The organism is Diaminobutyricibacter sp. McL0608 (genome assembly GCF_039613825.1).
Classification (GTDB): Bacteria; Actinomycetota; Actinomycetes; order Actinomycetales; family Microbacteriaceae; genus Diaminobutyricibacter.
This window is the reverse complement of sequence record NZ_CP154826.1, coordinates 3,695,841-3,710,382: the sequence shown is the minus strand read 5'-3', so window position 1 is coordinate 3,710,382 and position 14,542 is coordinate 3,695,841. Positions and strand designations below refer to the sequence as shown.

General features: G+C 67.7%; 17 protein-coding genes. 12 read left to right on the top strand and 5 right to left on the bottom strand.

Annotated features, from left to right (window positions below; translation table 11 throughout):
- The first annotated feature begins 7 nt into the window (after positions 1-7).
- The 3 genes from AAYO93_RS17655 to AAYO93_RS17645 are packed head-to-tail and all read left to right on the top strand — an operon-like array spanning position 8 to position 3,430.
- A complete protein-coding gene (locus AAYO93_RS17655) occupies positions 8-1,165 on the top strand; it encodes a Gfo/Idh/MocA family protein (protein ID WP_345762485.1) in 1,158 nt (385 codons plus the stop codon).
- Positions 1,162-2,256 carry an enolase C-terminal domain-like protein gene (locus tag AAYO93_RS17650; RefSeq protein WP_345762484.1) on the top strand — a complete coding sequence of 365 codons (1,095 nt, stop codon included), beginning with the start codon at positions 1,162-1,164 and terminating at the stop codon, positions 2,254-2,256. Before AAYO93_RS17655 ends, AAYO93_RS17650 begins: the two co-directional genes overlap by 4 nt.
- The gene (locus AAYO93_RS17645) at positions 2,249-3,430 is read left to right on the top strand and encodes a cellulase-like family protein (RefSeq protein ID WP_345762483.1); all 1,182 of its coding nucleotides are present in this window, start codon (positions 2,249-2,251) and stop codon (positions 3,428-3,430) included. Before AAYO93_RS17650 ends, AAYO93_RS17645 begins: the two co-directional genes overlap by 8 nt.
- On the opposite strand, the gene AAYO93_RS17640 is transcribed toward AAYO93_RS17645, so the two are convergent.
- The 3 genes from AAYO93_RS17640 to AAYO93_RS17630 all read right to left on the bottom strand — a co-directional run bounded on the left by AAYO93_RS17640 (position 3,414) and on the right by AAYO93_RS17630 (position 5,470).
- Positions 3,414-3,785, bottom strand: a complete 372-nt coding sequence (locus AAYO93_RS17640; protein ID WP_345762482.1) for a VOC family protein — start codon at positions 3,783-3,785, stop codon at positions 3,414-3,416. The genes AAYO93_RS17645 and AAYO93_RS17640 overlap by 17 nt on opposite strands.
- A 151-nt stretch (positions 3,786-3,936) precedes the next feature.
- Positions 3,937-4,284, bottom strand: coding sequence for a DUF4190 domain-containing protein (locus tag AAYO93_RS17635; protein ID WP_345762481.1), 348 nt, complete (start codon positions 4,282-4,284; stop codon positions 3,937-3,939).
- A 133-nt stretch (positions 4,285-4,417) separates the two neighbouring features.
- Complete coding sequence (locus AAYO93_RS17630; protein WP_345762480.1) at positions 4,418-5,470, bottom strand: S66 family peptidase; 1,053 nt, start codon at positions 5,468-5,470, stop codon at positions 4,418-4,420.
- 149 nt (positions 5,471-5,619) lie between these two features.
- Here AAYO93_RS17630 and AAYO93_RS17625 point away from each other — a divergent pair, with 149 nt between their 5' ends.
- The 6 genes from AAYO93_RS17625 (at position 5,620) to AAYO93_RS17600 (ending at position 9,547) form a co-directional block, all read left to right on the top strand.
- Positions 5,620-6,630, top strand: a complete 1,011-nt coding sequence (locus tag AAYO93_RS17625) for an aldo/keto reductase family protein (RefSeq protein WP_345762479.1) — start codon at positions 5,620-5,622, stop codon at positions 6,628-6,630.
- Between the two features lie 113 nt (positions 6,631-6,743).
- Entirely contained in the window at positions 6,744-7,178 is a 435-nt protein-coding gene (locus AAYO93_RS17620) for a heme-degrading domain-containing protein (RefSeq protein ID WP_345762478.1), read from the top strand.
- A gap of 158 nt (positions 7,179-7,336) precedes the next feature.
- Positions 7,337-7,483: a hypothetical protein gene (locus AAYO93_RS17615; RefSeq protein ID WP_345762477.1), complete on the top strand. Its 147-nt coding sequence runs from the start codon at positions 7,337-7,339 to the stop codon at positions 7,481-7,483.
- A gap of 118 nt (positions 7,484-7,601) precedes the next feature.
- Entirely contained in the window at positions 7,602-7,952 is a 351-nt protein-coding gene (locus AAYO93_RS17610; protein ID WP_345762476.1) for a hypothetical protein, read from the top strand.
- Positions 7,953-8,087: 135 nt separating this feature from the next.
- Positions 8,088-8,642 carry a dihydrofolate reductase family protein gene (locus AAYO93_RS17605; RefSeq protein ID WP_345762475.1) on the top strand — a complete coding sequence of 185 codons (555 nt, stop codon included), beginning with the start codon at positions 8,088-8,090 and terminating at the stop codon, positions 8,640-8,642.
- 242 nt (positions 8,643-8,884) lie between these two features.
- On the top strand, positions 8,885-9,547 hold the full coding sequence (locus AAYO93_RS17600; RefSeq protein WP_345762474.1) for a hypothetical protein: 663 nt from the start codon (positions 8,885-8,887) through the stop codon (positions 9,545-9,547).
- 81 nt (positions 9,548-9,628) lie between these two features.
- Here AAYO93_RS17600 and AAYO93_RS17595 read toward each other — a convergent pair whose 3' ends face one another.
- A complete protein-coding gene (locus AAYO93_RS17595; RefSeq protein ID WP_345762473.1) occupies positions 9,629-10,585 on the bottom strand; it encodes a helix-turn-helix transcriptional regulator in 957 nt (318 codons plus the stop codon).
- A gap of 62 nt (positions 10,586-10,647) precedes the next feature.
- Here AAYO93_RS17595 and AAYO93_RS17590 point away from each other — a divergent pair, with 62 nt between their 5' ends.
- Positions 10,648-11,787, top strand: coding sequence for an epoxide hydrolase family protein (locus tag AAYO93_RS17590; RefSeq protein ID WP_345762472.1), 1,140 nt, complete (start codon positions 10,648-10,650; stop codon positions 11,785-11,787).
- Between the two features lie 72 nt (positions 11,788-11,859).
- Here the strand turns inward: AAYO93_RS17590 and AAYO93_RS17585 are convergent, their stop codons facing one another.
- On the bottom strand, positions 11,860-13,032 hold the full coding sequence (locus AAYO93_RS17585; protein WP_345762471.1) for a hypothetical protein: 1,173 nt from the start codon (positions 13,030-13,032) through the stop codon (positions 11,860-11,862).
- Positions 13,033-13,185: 153 nt separating this feature from the next.
- On the opposite strand from AAYO93_RS17585, the gene AAYO93_RS17580 reads away from it, so the two are divergent.
- Both AAYO93_RS17580 and AAYO93_RS17575 read left to right on the top strand, forming a co-directional pair.
- Positions 13,186-13,605: a hypothetical protein gene (locus AAYO93_RS17580; RefSeq protein WP_345762470.1), complete on the top strand. Its 420-nt coding sequence runs from the start codon at positions 13,186-13,188 to the stop codon at positions 13,603-13,605.
- Between the two features lie 81 nt (positions 13,606-13,686).
- Positions 13,687-14,508: an alpha/beta fold hydrolase gene (locus AAYO93_RS17575; RefSeq protein ID WP_345762469.1), complete on the top strand. Its 822-nt coding sequence runs from the start codon at positions 13,687-13,689 to the stop codon at positions 14,506-14,508.
- Positions 14,509-14,542 lie beyond the last annotated feature (34 nt).

Below are 14,542 nucleotides of genomic sequence, written 5' to 3'. Positions count from 1 at the left end.
GACCCCCGTGACACTTCGAATCGGAATCGTCGGCTTCGGTGCCCGCTCTGCGCTGTGGCGCGAGGTCGTGCACCCGGGCAATGACGCGGTGATCGCGGCGGTCTGGGATCCGGCCGAACGCGCACAGCGCAGCGTCGCCGAGGAGCTCCCGGATGCGACGATCGCGACCTCGCTCGACGACCTGCTGGCCTCGGGGATCGACGCCGTGATGGTGCTCTCCCCTGACTTCACGCACGCCGAGGTGGCGATCGCAGCGCTGCGCGCGGGCGTGCCGGTCTTCTGTGAGAAGCCGCTGGCGATCACGGCCGAGGATGCGGACCGGGTCCTCGAGACCGCACGCGAGACCGGGACCAGGCTCTACGTCGGCCACAACATGCGCCACCTTCCGGTGGTCCGTCTCATGCGCGACATCATCCGCTCGGGCCGCATCGGCGAGGTCAAGGCGATCTGGTGCCGCCACTTCGTCGGCAACGGCGGGGACTTCTATTTCAAGGATTGGCACGCCGACCGCACCAAGTCGACCGGCCTGCTGCTCCAGAAGGGCGCCCACGATCTCGACGTGATCCACTGGCTGGCCGACTCGCGCAGCGAGACGGTCGTCGGGATGGGCGGGCTCACCGTCTACGGCGACATCACGGACCGTCGCGACCGCTCCGAGGAGCGCATGGGCGAGTGGATCAGCCACGAGAACTGGCCGCCGAAGTCGCTGACCGGGCTGAACCCGGTCGTCGACGTCGAGGACGTCTCGATGATGCTGATGCAGCTGGAGAACGGCGTCTACGCCAGCTACCAGCAGTGCCACTACACGCCTGACTACTGGCGCAACTACACCGTCATCGGTACGGAGGGCCGCATCGAGAACTTCGGCGACGGCGAAGGCGGCGTGGTCAAGGTGTGGACGACACGCGGCGACTATGTCGAAGCCGACGAGATCATCCCGATCCCGCCGGCCGAGGGCGGTCACGGAGGAGCGGACAGCGCGCTCGTCGCCGAGTTCCTGCGTTTCGTGCGCGAGGGCGGGGCCACCGAGACCTCGCCGGTCGCAGCACGGGATGCGGTCGCTGCGGGGGAGGCCGCGACGATCTCGCTGCGGACTGACGGGCGCTCCATCAGCATCCCCGCCGTCTCGCCCGACATCCAGCAGTACTTCGAGCTGCAGTCGTGAGTTCGGCGGCGGGCGACACGATCGTCGACGTCGACGTCGTGCTCGTGACCCAGCCCCCCGCCTCCCCGCCCTTTATGTGGAGGCAGGGGCTGCCCGGGTCCGATCCCGGTGAGACGATCGACGGCTGGCTCGTCATCACGACCGAGTCCGGTCTGAAGGGGTATGCGCACTGCACCCGCGGTGTCATCCTGCGCGACCTGGTCGAGCGCCGCCTCCGCGACGAACTGATCGGTGCCGACGCGCTCGCCCGCGAATGGCTGTGGCATCGGGTCTGGGAGCTCGACCGCATCGAAGAGTTCCCGATCTACGTTCTCGGGCTGGTCGACATCGCCCTCTGGGACATTGCGGCGAAGCGGGCCGAGCTGCCACTGCACCGTCTGCTCGGGTCGTTTCGGGATGCGCTGCCCGCCTACGCGTCGACGACCACCTTCCGGGACATCCCGGAATACCTGGACGTGTCGGACCAGTGCCTCGAGCTCGGGTACCACGCGATCAAGCTGCACGCCTGGGGCGATGCGAGGCGCGACGCGGCGCTGTCGCAGGCGCTGCGCGATCACGTCGGGCCAGACGTCGACCTGATGTACGACGGGTCGGCCGGGTTCGACCTCCACGACTCCGTCTACCTGGGCAAAGCGCTCGCCGAGGCCGGCTACCGCTGGTACGAGGAGCCGATGCGCGAGTTCAGCATCACGTCATACAAGCGGCTGGCCGAGCGGGTGGACATCCCGCTGCTTGTCGCTGAGACCAGCGACGGCGTCCACCTGAACGCCGCCGACTTCATCATGTCCGGATGCGCCGGTGCCGTGCGCACGGGAGCCACGCTGAAGGGCGGAGTCACCGGCGCACTGCGCATCGCGCACCTCGCGGAGTCGTTCAATCTGCGCGCCGAGATCCACGCGGGCGGCCCGGTCAACATCCAGCTCGCCATGAGCATCCCGAACACGACCTATTTCGAGTCGCTCGTGACGCAGAACCCGGTCGTACGGGAAGCCTGCGTCGACGCGGACGGCTACGTCCGGGCCGGCGATGGGATCGGTGTGGGCTGGGAGCGGGTCTGGGGCGAAGCCGGAGCGCCGGATTCCCGTGGCTGAGCTCTCGACCGGTGCGACGGGGGCGCTCGCGATCGCGATGTGGGACTTCTCCTGGCTGGAGCGCCGCTGGCCGGGCGGCGGCTACGAGGACTGGGAGCGGGCGCTCGACGGTCTGGTCGAGCGCGGCTACGACGCCGTCCGGATCGACGCGTATCCGCACCTGGTCGCCGCCGATCCGGACGGGGCCTTCACACTCATCCCCGCCTGGACCATGCACGACTGGGGGAGCCCCGCCAAGGTGACGGTCTCGCCGATGCCGGCGCTGGTCGACTTCATCCGTCTCGCCGACGCCCGCGGGCTGAAGGTCGCCCTCTCGACCTGGTTCCGTCAGGACCTCGACGACACCCGCATGTCGATCACAGGGCCGGTGGATCTCGCCGACAGCTGGATCGCGACGCTCGACCACATCCGGGCCGCGGGGCTGCTGCACACGATCTGGTACGTGGATCTCTGCAACGAGTGGCCGCAGCTGTTCTGGGCGCCCTTCACGGTTCCGGGCGGCGAGGAGGGCACAGACGATCTCCTGCGCACGTCGCCCGACGGTCGGCAATGGACGAACACGGCGCTCGCTCGCGTGCGTGCCGCCTATCCGGAACTGCCGTTGTGCTTCTCGATTTCGGCCCAGTTCGACACGGTCCTCGCCGAGGACGTGTCCCACTACGACCTGCTCGAACCGCACGTCTGGATGGTGCTCGCCGGGCCCCGCCGCTTCTACGAGGAGCTCGACTACGACGGGCGCGATCCCGTCCAGTACGAGCTGCTCGCCGACCAGGCCGAGCGGCTCTACCGGTCGAGCCCGGAGGAGTGGCGGATCCAGCTGTCGAACATGATCACCGACATGGCGGACTGGTCACGGTGGCGCAACCTGCCGCTGGTGACGACGGAGTCGTGGGCGATCGTCTGCTGGAAGGACGGCCCCGGCCTCGACTGGGGCTGGGTCAGGGAACTCTGCGAGTTCGGAGTCGACGAGGCGATCAAGCACGGCCGCTGGATGGGGATCGCGACCAGCAACTTCTGCGGTCCGCAATACCGGGGGATGTGGGACGACGTCGACTGGCACCGACGGCTGACGTCGCGCATCCACGACGCACCCGTTCCACTACTCGTGGCGGAGTGCCTCGATGGAAGCGATCGACGTCAGCCGGCGCAGACCCGCCCTACCCCAGTTCGGTGAGGCAGATGAAGTTGCCTTCCGTGTCCCTGAACCAGGCGGTCCTCGTCGTGCCGAAGGCGGCCACACCGTTCTCCGTCTTGAGGCCGGGGAAGTCGTAGTCCTCGAACGTCACGCCGCGTTCGCGTAGTCGCGCCATGTCGCCGTCGAGGCCATCGGTGAGGAAGCACATCTGGGTGTTCTGGGCGGTTCCGGCATTGCCGGTCTCGTAGATCTCGAACGTCGATCCCGAGTCGAGACGGTAGAGCAGGTTCTCGCTCTCCACTTCGGCCGGATCGAGGTCGAGGGCATTGTGGTAGAACTCCTGCGCCCGTTTGAGATCGGATGCGGGCAGAACTGCGTGGGCTTCGGTGAGCATGGGTAAGCGCCTCCTTGTGGCGTGGTAGCGCCGGAAGCATCCCGTCTGATCCGGATTTTCCGGCGACGGTGCCGGCGAACCAATGGATGCTGCCACTCTACGCCGAGGAGGCGCCCGCGGCTCCGGGAATCTCGCCAGGCCGCGGAGTCCGTCAGCGCTGGTGCGTCAGGAAGATGATCGCGTAGGCGACGAAACCCACGACACCGATCACGAACCCCGCGATGGCCAGGCCGCGTCCGCGCACCAGACCACGACGGGCTGCCCCGATCGCGCGCGCCGAGAACAGAGCGCCGAGGACGCCGAGCCACCCGAAGATGAAGATCGACACGCACGAGACGACGAAGCCGGCGATAGCCAGTTTGCTGAACGGAAGCCCCGCTGTCGCGTCGGCGGGAGTGGCAGCGACCGGGTAGACCGGAAGACCCTGTCCGGTGGGCGGCGGCCAGGCGGCCGGCTCCGGCGTGCTGTCGGCGGGCGGAGTCGGCGGGAAATCGGTCAACGGTTACCTCTTCGGTGAGTGCGAGTGGCGTGCGGCTTCGGGCTTGCGTTTCGGGAACCGGTAGAACGACCGGGTTTCCTGGACGAATCGTATCCGTGCGCGACCCCATGAGTGGCGCAGCGCCGCGCCGCCGTCAGCTGTAATCGGCTGTCACGGTTCGCGTGCGACCGTCGAGCCGGACCCGTCCGCCGTACGGCACGATCCACTGCGGGCGGGTGTGGCCGAACGGGACGCCGACGCAGACCACCGCGCCCGGGTTGTACCGGGCCATCTCGCCGATGATCGCATCGCGTTGGTCGGCGCGGAGCCGCGCCCGCTCCGCTGCAGACGGCACGTTCCCGAAGGTGCTGACGGGAGGGCGCGCGACGACGACGCCGTCGACCGCCGCCAGGATCCCACGCTCGCCGAGGGCGCGAACCCACCGTTTCACCCACGGGGCGGAGGGAAGCTCTTCGCTGGTCTCGAGGAGCAGGATGCTCCCCTTCACCGCGTCGACGGACGGCAGCCGGCCGGCGATGGCCAACTGGTCGATGACCTCGAGGCATCCGCCCCAGGTGCGGCCCGCGACCTCGCGTTCCGGCCCGGCCCAGACCCACGGATCTGCGGGCTCACGATCTCCGAACTCCACGAGGGCGAGCGGAGACAGCCAGTCGTGTCCGAAGTCCTCCGACTCGCCCGGCTCGGTGAGCTCCACTTCGCCGCCGGTGAAGAGCGCAGCCTTCAGCGATGCGAGATGGACGTCGTCGATGCGCGGTCCGGCTCCGAGGTGTACTTGCGTCGACCCGCCGTAGTATCCGGAGATCCCGAGCGACCAGAGCCAGTTCAGGAGGCTGGTGTTGTCGCTGTACCCGAAGAACGGCTTCGGGTCTGCCAGGGCGAGGTCGGCATCCAGGTGCGGGATGACCGTGACCTGGTCGTCGCCGCCGATCGTCGCGAGGATGGCGCGGATGGTCGGGTCGCCGAAGGCCGCATTGAGGTCGGCCGCCCGATCTTCCGGACTGGCGCCGAGCCGCCGGGTCGTGGGGTACTCGACGGGGACGAGCCCGGTCGCTTCGGCGAGCCGGCGCATGGCCTGCTCATGCACTTCGGGTGCGAGCCCCGGTGCCGCGAACGACGGAGAGAGGATGGCGACGCGGTCGCCCGGCGCGAGTTTCGGCGGGGATGCGGGCCAGTTGTCCTCGGTCATCTCCCTATTCAAGCAGGGGAGGCGCGGGCCGACGAGGGATTCATCGGATGGGCGAATGAATCCCAGAACCATCTACTGTTGGATTCGATCAATCGAGTTGCCTAGCATCGAACCCGGGGCACAGGCATGCATTACTCGAGAGGAACGAAATGCACTTCAGGTATTTGGGTCGGTCCGGGTTCAAGATCTCGGAGATCACCTACGGAAACTGGCTGACCCACGGCTCGCAGATCGAGAACGACATCGCGACCGCGTGCGTTCGCGCCGCGCTCGAGGTCGGCATCTCCACGTTCGACACGGCCGACGTCTACGCCAACACCGCAGCCGAGACCGTCCTCGGTGCCGCACTCAAGGGCGAACGGCGCGAGTCGCTCGAGATCCTCACCAAGGTGTTCGGCCCCACCGGCCCCAAGGGACACAACGACGTCGGACTGTCCCGCAAGCACATCCTCGAATCGATCGACGGTTCGCTGTCGCGGCTGCAGACCGACTACGTAGACCTCTACCAGGCGCACCGGTTCGACTACGAGACCCCGCTCGAGGAGACCATGCAGGCCTTCGCCGACATCGTGCGTCAGGGCAAGGCTCTCTACATCGGCGTGAGCGAGTGGACCGAGGAGCAGCTCCGTGCCGGTGCCGCCCTCGCCAAACAGCTCAACTTCCAGCTCATCTCGAACCAGCCCGAGTACTCGGCGCTGTGGCGCGTCATCGAAGACCGGATCGTGCCCACCTCGCAGGAGCTCGGAATCTCCCAGATCGTGTGGTCGCCGGTCGCCCAGGGTGTGCTGAGCGGCAAGTATCTGCCGGGTGCGCCGCTCCCCGAGGGAAGTCGCGCCACCGACGAGCGCGGCGGCGCAGGCGCGGTCAAGCGGTTCCTGTCGGATGATGTCCTCACACGTGTGCAGAACCTCGCCCCGATCGCGCGTGAGCTCGACCTCACCCTCGCGCAGCTCGCCATCGCCTGGGTGCTGCAGAACGACAACGTGGCAACGGCGATCATCGGCGCCTCGCGGCCCGAGCAGGTCGTCGAGAACGTGAAGGCGTCCGGCGTGACCATCCCGACCGAGCTCATGTCGCGGATCGACGAGGTCCTCGGCGGCATCGTCGAGCGTGACCCGGTGCGCACCTCCGAGCGTTCCCCGGCCGCTCGCGAGGCCTGACCCGCCCCCGCGAGCCGCGCCCGGGCCGCCGAGCACAGGAAAAGGGGGGTTATGAGACGCTCATAACCCCCCTTTTCCTGTGCTCGCGACCCTGCGTCTAGGAGACTGAGCACATGAATGAGTTTGAGGCGCCGGATCAGCCGCGATTCACCCACGAGGAAGCATGGGCGGTGGGGCAGCAGCTCGTCGAGCGATGCCTGGTGGAAGGGCACGGGGTCACGATCTCGATCGTTCTCGGAAGCCAGCGCGTGTTCCATGCCGCCCTGCCCGGCACCAGCGCCGACAACGACGAATGGGTCGCCCGCAAGATCGCGGTCGTCCGGCGGTTCGACCGCTCCTCGCATGCCGTCTTCGAGCTGCACGCGAAGAACGATCCCGACTTCCTCGTGCACTTCGGGCTCACCTCCGCCGAATACGCTCCGACCGGCGGGGCGGTCCCCATCCGCGTGAACGGCTCCCAGGTCGGAGTCCTCGCCGTCTCGGGCCTCGACTCCCTCAGCGACCACAACCTCGCGATCGACGCGCTCACAGCATCCGCGCGCACCTGACCCGCGTCGCGCATCCCCGCCCCGCGCCCCGCGCGCCCGCCAACGCCGCGCGAGCACAGGGTTGTTCCCGTTATGAGTCGCTCAAAACGGGAACAACCCTGTGCTCGGCGAAAAGATACCCCTTGATCCCGGGCGCGGAGAGGGTACCTCTGGGTGACATGGCGAAATTCGAAGCGATCGTCGCGACCGCTGACGGCGGGACGATCGTCGTGCGTGTTCACGGGGCGACGGAGGATGCCGCTGCCGCGGCGCTCGAGGGCAAGCTCCCGTCTGGAGCGGTGATCGTCCTGCGTCCGGCGCGGTGAGGCGGCCTGTCGGCGACAGGCGCGGCGCGGCACGGACCCGACGCGCACCGGTGGGGGATTGACCACAACGGTCCGGGGACTACCGTCGGGGAGACGAACGCATAGTCGGGAGAGTCGCATGCACAGAGTCCAGTACGCGGGGGGATCCGTTCTGACCGGCGATGCCATCGCATCCGCCCTGCTCGAATACGCTGCCGCCCTCGCGCGGCAGTCGACGTCGGCGACCGTCGAGATCCCGGTACGTGAAGCGGATGGCGCACTCGGCGTCGCGCAGGTCCTGATCGGCCCCGCCAGTCAGCTGGTGTCCACGCACGAACCCGGAAGCACGGATGGGGATGGGGACGAGATCGTGGACGACGAACTGGTCGAACGTTTCACGCGCGCCACCCGGGTCCTCGGTCCCACGGTCGGGTATCCGCTCGACGCCACGGTGCCTGGCGACGACTACGACCTCCCGACGCTGACCTGAACCCGCGATCCCGGACACCCGGGCGATTCCATCCGCCAGCCGACACCGCGAAAAGGGCGCGGATGTCGAAATCGGCCGGTCCCGTTCGACGTCTTAGTGAGACAGAATCGTCGAAGAGGAAAGGTCCTGACGAAAATGCGCACCCTGATTGTCACCGAATTCATCACCGTCGACGGAGTCATCGACTCGCCGGGCGGCGGATCGCATCCGCGTGCCGGCTGGACGTTCAAGGACGTCCCGTTCGTCGCGGAGGCGTACGAGATCAAGGGGCGCGAGCAGGTCGAGGCGAGCGCAATGCTCATGGGCCGCATCAGCTACGACGAGTTCGCGCCGATCTGGCCGACGATGGACGAGTTCGCCGAGTACAACGCGATGCCCAAATACGTGGTCTCGAGCACGCTCACCGATCCCGACTGGAACAACACGTCCGTTCTCCGCTCGCTCGACGACGTGGCGGCCCTCAAGCAGACCGAGGGCGGGAACATCATCGTCCACGGGAGCGCCACACTCGCGCAGAACCTGGCCGCCGCAGGTCTCGTCGACCGCTACCACCTGCTCGTCTTCCCGCTCCTGCTGGGTGACGGCAAACGGCTCTTCGCGGGCGGCGACACCACCACCAACCTCGACGTCGTCGAGCACGAGACCTACTCCAACGGCGTCGCCAAGTTCGTCTACGACGTGGTGCGCTGAGCGACGGCTTGGTGCATGTGCCCAATGCACGTTCTAGATCTTGTCCGCTCCGACGACGCCGAAACGGCGGACCGCACGTAGCCTGAGCGTCATCGGCGGCGGGCCGTCTTTCGTGCGAAGGAGCGGCCCGCTGCCGTTGCGGGCAGCGTCAGCTGTCGGATCGTCTCATCGCCGGGAATCGTGCGCGCTGCTCTCCCCAGGGGCTAGGAATCACGTGCCGCACCCGACGTTAGGATGACCGCGTGAGAGACAGCCGATCGCGAACGCGCGCCGAGCCGACGTCCGCCGAGACGCCTGCCGGGCTCTCGCGGCGAGGGTGGATTCTCTTCGCCGGGTCCACTGGCGCTGTGGTCGTCGTGCTCTCGGTGGCCGCTGCAATGCTCCTCGCTGCCGGCATTCCGGCGGGGCGCGCTCACGGGCATTCTTCGCCGAGCCCCCACGCGGCGTCGCCCCAGATCGTCGAGCCGGACCCGGACCCGGCCCCCCTCGGTCTGCCTCCGCGGCCGACCCCGACAATGGTCGCCACCGTTCCGGCTCAGCCGGTGGACTCACTCAAGACCGGCGACTGCCTCCAGGTCTATCCGTCGCCGTGGGCGGCCGGTTATCCGGTGGTCGACTGCGCTGCGCCGCACATCGCGCAGCTGCTGTCCCGCGGTGTTCTGTCCCAGCCGGCCGGTGAACCCTTCCCCGGTGCGCAAGCGCTGGAGATCCAGGTCACCGATCTCTGCTCGGCCCCGGGCCTCTTGAACTGGGATTGGGTTGCAGTCTGGAACGAAGATGTCCAGACCGATCTGCGCTACCCGAACACCGCCGCGCAGTGGAATTCGGGGGCGCGTTCGTACTACTGCTTCGTCAACACGTTCTCACGCCACGAACTCACCGGCAGCGCGGTCGCCACCCATTGACGAGCGTGACCCATCGCCGAGACGTCACCAACTCACCTCAATCGCGCAGAATATGGACGGTTAGTGACGACTCGTACGGCGCTAGGAGACCGCCCTCGCGTACCGTTCGCCGAGCGCCCGCAGGTGGGCGACGAGTTCGGGCGGCTCGGTCACCTGGAAATCGCGGCCCAGGAGCCCGATGTAGAGGGCGATGGTCTCGTACATGTCGGCCCCGGTGATCAGGACCGAGGTGTTCTCGTCGACGACCTCGACGACGCCGACCGCCGGGTTGATGCGCGCGACGACGTCGTCGGCCGGCGCGAAGACCGTGATGCGGGCGGTCACCTTCCAGCCCGCCGCGGCGACGTCCCGCTGCACGAACCCGACCAGACCGCCTTCGGGGAAGGATCGCGGTGTGAACGGCCGATACGTCGGCGGCTTGGGTCGGATGCTGTCCACACGGAAGGTGGACCACCGATCGCCCTGCAGGTCCCACGCCGCGAGGTACCAGCGACGGTTCCAGTTGACGAGCCGGTACGGCTCGACGAGTCGCGCCTCTCCCGCGTAGTCGAAACGGAGCCAGTGCGCATCCCTGACGGCTGACGCGATCGCGGCGAGCACCGTTGCCGGGACCGGCGCCTCGGGCTCCACACCCGCTGTGTCGCGCAGGACCGTCTCGGTCGCATCCCTCAACGCCGTCACCTGCGCGCGCAGGCGCGAGGGGAGCACCTGCTCCATCTTGGTGAGGGCGCGGCGCGAACTCTCCTCGATCCCTTCGATCGACCCGGAGGAGGTGACCGTGAGACCGACCGCGATGGCGACCGCCTCGTCGTCATCGAACAGGAGCGGCGGCAGGTCGGCGCCGGCTCCGAGCCGATAGCCGCCCGCCGGGCCACGCGTCGCATCGATCGGATACCCGAGGTCGCGCAACCGGTCGATGTCGTTCCGCACCGTGCGGGGACCGACGCCGAGACGTTCGCTCAACTCGGGCCCGCCCCAGGACGGCCTCGACTGCAGCAGCGAGAGCAGGCTGAGCAACCGGGATGAGGTCTGCAGCATCCGTCCAGAATGTCACGGAATTGAGGAACGAACCATGCCGCATTGCCTCATAGCGTGCAGTTATGACAAACACCGACACCATCACCGCCATCCGCCCCTTCAGCATCGACGTGCCGCAGGCCGACCTCGATGACCTCCGGTACCGCCTCGCGCACACCCGCTACCCTCTCGAAGCACCCGGCGATGACTGGGTCTACGGAGCTCCCGTCAGCTTCGTCAAGGAGTTCGTCGACTACTGGCTGAACGAATACGACTGGCGCGCGCAGGAGGCCGAGATCAACCGGTTCCCGCAGTTCACGACCGAGATCGACGGTCAGACCATCCACTTCATCCACGTCGTCTCGCCCGAGCCGAACGCGCTCCCGCTCATCCTTACGCACGGGTGGCCGAGCTCGTTCGCCGACTACCTGGACATGATCGGTCCGCTCACCGACCCGGTCGCCTACGGCGGCAAGGCCGAGGATGCGTTCAGTGTCGTCATCCCGTCGATGCCCGGGTTCGGTTTCAGCGGGCAGACCCACGAACGCGGATGGACGATGGCCCGGATCGCACAGACCTGGGACACGCTGATGAAGCGACTCGGCTACGACCGCTACGGCGCTCACGGTACAGACGGGGGCGCTCAGATCGGGCGCGAACTCGGGCTCCTGAACCCGGATGGTCTGGTCGGCACCCACGTGCTGCAGCTGTTCTCGTTCCCGTCCGGCGACCCGGCCGAGTTCGAGAACCTCAGTGAGAAAGACCAGGCGGGACTCGCATTCCTCGAAACGTTCCAGGAGCGCGCAGGGTTCTCGGCGGCGATGTCGAGCCGGCCGCAGTCCCTCTCGTTCGGCCTGAGCGATTCGCCGGCCGCCCAGCTGGCCTGGAGCGAGCTGCTCGTCGCGTTCGGCGACGGAAGCCTGCTCACCAAGGACCAGATCCTCACGACGGTCTCCATCTACTGGTTCACCAACACCAGTGCGTCCGCCGCACGTTCGTACTACGAGGAGGCGCACTCCGGCGCCGCCCCCGCGGTGAACCACGCGCCGACGGGTGTCGCCGTCTTCGCGGACGACTTCCGCACGATCCGGCCCTGGGCGGAACGCGACAACTCGAACATCGTCCACTGGAGCGAGTTCGACCAGGGCGGCCACTGGGCGGCCGCCGAGGTTCCGGATGTGCTCACCGGCGACCTGCGGGACTTCTTCGGCGCGCTGCGCTGAGTCACCCGATCCGCCCGACCCGACCGGCCCGTACGCCTCTGGCGGCACGGGCCGGTCGCTCGTCCGGGGTCCTCAGCCCTTGTCGTCGACGACGATCGCCCAGCAGGCGAGTGCGCTGCTCACCGACGTCCAGTAGCCGTACTGGGCGTAGAACCAGACCGCCCACATCGCCTGCACGTCCGGGTCGGTCGGCAGGTGTCCGTTGATCTGCGGGTCGGATGCGTTGCGCACCACCAGCCAGCGCGGCGCCGTCGCGCCCAGCTTGGCGCACACCATCCCCAGCACGGCGTCGCCCATCTCGACCCCGCAGCCTTCGTCGCCCAGCTTGTTGGTGGACGTGCCGAATTCGAAGTAGTCCGTCGTCAGGATGGGCAGGCCGGCAGCGAAGTCGACGCCCTCCACGCTGATCTTCGGTGTGTTCGGGAAGCCCGGGACGACCGTGCCGTCGTTGTAGCGCTCGGTCGCCGGGCCCATCGCGGGCTCGGTGAGGTGGGCGGCATGAAGCTGCATCAGTGTGGTCGCGTCGGCCAGTCGCCCTGTCGGGATGTCGAAGTCGCTCGCGTAGGCCGAATCCGCGAACGGCGCACCCTTGAACTCGCTCCTGCAGCGGAACCGGGCTGCACGGGTGACCATCACGTCGCCCAGGTTGCTCTGGTCCATCGTGCCGCCGGCCGTGCCGGTGGTGATGATCAGCTTCGGCTTGGCTTCGTCGATGATCTGGGCGAAGAGATCCGCAACGGGAAGGGATTCTGATCCGTCGGGCAGGTGCATGCCGTCTTGATTGAGATGAAGCTCCGACTTCATCACCAGTACGGACTTGCCGGCGACCGTGACCGGCATGTACGAAGCCATCCGCCCGGCAGCCAGCGAAGGCGCACCGGGTCGGATGAACGGCTTGAACACCGTCTCCCAGTTTCTGGCGTACGGGATCCACTCGGTGCGCTTCACTCCCGGTGCGAGCACGTCCACCAGCGCCTGCTGTTCGGGAACCGTCCAGGTGATGACCACATAGTCCGCCTGCGGAAGCGGGTCGCCGGGGCCGGGTCGCACGGTCGGCGGATGAGCGGACGGAGCGGTGCCGGGCGGCCAGTGGGCCGCCAGATCGTGCTGGGTGGTGACGAGGGTCGGCGCGTAGGGAGCCGCCAGGAGGCCACCCGACGACGGGCCCGACGTCAGGGCGATATCGGCCTCGGTCGTGCCGTACGTGATCACGTCACGAGCGAGGGCCACACGGTCAGCAGCCATCAGCTGTCCCTCCGTCACACCGAACTCAGCGGTGCATATCCTCGAAGATACACTGAGGCTTAGGGGGATTCATCGGCTCCACTGCTGAATCCGAGAACCTTTTACTGTTGGATTCGATGAATGAATGTCTTTAGCATCGAACCATGAGATTCCATGTCTGACCTGAAGATCGAGCTCGTCGCCCGCAATGAGCTCGGCGCCATCGTCGCGCTGATCACGCCACACGGCGTCGTGGATGCGCAGACCGCGTCCGCGCAGATCGCCCGGGGAGACGCGACCTACGTCACGGGTCCGGACTCGTTCGTCCGGGTGCCGGTCCGCTCGATCTCGGCACTCGGCGGCGCCTATCTCTACGCGAACTGGGACGGCTCGCAGCGCAACAACCTCCACGACATCGCCGCGGTTCGCGTGCGGACGCTGACGACGGTGCGGTGCGTCGATGACGTGTTCTTCGAGGAGGAGCGGCCGACGCTGAGGGAGCGCGCCGCCGTCGGCTGGGAGCGCCTGGTGCAGCGCATCTGGATGCACGGGCCGGCCCCCGCGGCAGCCTGTGTCGACTGCTGCGCCTGCTGATCGACGGATGCTCCGCACGACGGGCGTCGCCTGTAAGCGTGCTGCAAGCACCCTGTAAGCGCCTCCGTCGATGATGGTGACATGGACGAGAACCTCACCACGTCGACGGGCGGAACGGCCATCGCCTTTCAGACACGGGGCCGAGGGCCAGGCCTCGTGATCGTGCCGGGCAACAATCGCATGGCGCACAACTATGACGTGCTGGCCGAGCTGTTGTCCACGGCCTTCACCGTTCACGTCATGGAACGGCGCGGGCGCGGCGCCAGCGGGCCGCAGGGCGAGGATTATCAACTAGAGAAGGAGTCCACGGACCTCAGCTGCATCCTCGACGCGACGGGAGCATCCCGCGTGTTCGGCCACAGCTACGGCGGCCTGATCGCGCTGCAGTGCGCCCGTCACGAGCCGAGAATCGAGCGGCTGGCGGTCTACGAGCCGGGAGTCTCCATCGGGGGATCGCTCGACACGTCGTGGCTTCCCCGGTTCGAAGAAGAGGAAGCGCGGGGCCGGCAGGCGACGGCGATGGCCGTGTTCCTTCGCGGCACGCGGCTGCTGCCGTTCAGTCTGCCGATGCCGTTGATGACAGTGTTCGCCCAGATCATGCTGAGCGGTTCGGACGGGCGTGAGATGCGGCAGCTGATGCACACGACCCCGAACGAGATGCGGGAGATCGTCTCTCACGATTCCGACGGCGCCGAGTACGCCGAGGTCCAGGTGCCCACCGTATTGCTCGGCGGCTCGAAGTCCCCCCGCTATCTCACCGACGTGCTGGGCCGGCTGGCGGCGCTCATGCCGAATGCGCGAGCCGAGATCGTCGACAGCCTCGATCACAACGCGCCCGATCTGAACGCCCCGGAGAAGATCGCGGTGCTGCTCCTCGGATTCTTCGGCGACGCTGCGCAGTGACCTGCGCTCGACAGCCGACGGCGACGCGGAGAGA

Excerpts from the sequence above, each read along its gene's own strand:
- AAYO93_RS17640 (WP_345762482.1), bottom strand. The coding sequence starts at position 3,785 with ATGCTCACCGAAGCCCACGCAGTTCTGCCCGCATCCGATCTCAAACGG.
- AAYO93_RS17630 (WP_345762480.1), bottom strand. The coding sequence starts at position 5,470 with ATGACCGAGGACAACTGGCCCGCATCCCCGCCGAAACTCGCGCCGGGC.
- AAYO93_RS17625 (WP_345762479.1), top strand. The coding sequence starts at position 5,620 with ATGCACTTCAGGTATTTGGGTCGGTCCGGGTTCAAGATCTCGGAGATC.
- AAYO93_RS17620 (WP_345762478.1), top strand. The coding sequence starts at position 6,744 with ATGAATGAGTTTGAGGCGCCGGATCAGCCGCGATTCACCCACGAGGAA.
- AAYO93_RS17615 (WP_345762477.1), top strand. The coding sequence starts at position 7,337 with ATGGCGAAATTCGAAGCGATCGTCGCGACCGCTGACGGCGGGACGATC.
- AAYO93_RS17610 (WP_345762476.1), top strand. The coding sequence starts at position 7,602 with ATGCACAGAGTCCAGTACGCGGGGGGATCCGTTCTGACCGGCGATGCC.
- AAYO93_RS17605 (WP_345762475.1), top strand. The coding sequence starts at position 8,088 with ATGCGCACCCTGATTGTCACCGAATTCATCACCGTCGACGGAGTCATC.
- AAYO93_RS17595 (WP_345762473.1), bottom strand. The coding sequence starts at position 10,585 with ATGCTGCAGACCTCATCCCGGTTGCTCAGCCTGCTCTCGCTGCTGCAG.
- AAYO93_RS17590 (WP_345762472.1), top strand. The coding sequence starts at position 10,648 with ATGACAAACACCGACACCATCACCGCCATCCGCCCCTTCAGCATCGAC.
- AAYO93_RS17585 (WP_345762471.1), bottom strand. The coding sequence starts at position 13,032 with ATGGCTGCTGACCGTGTGGCCCTCGCTCGTGACGTGATCACGTACGGC.
- AAYO93_RS17580 (WP_345762470.1), top strand. The coding sequence starts at position 13,186 with ATGTCTGACCTGAAGATCGAGCTCGTCGCCCGCAATGAGCTCGGCGCC.
- AAYO93_RS17575 (WP_345762469.1), top strand. The coding sequence starts at position 13,687 with ATGGACGAGAACCTCACCACGTCGACGGGCGGAACGGCCATCGCCTTT.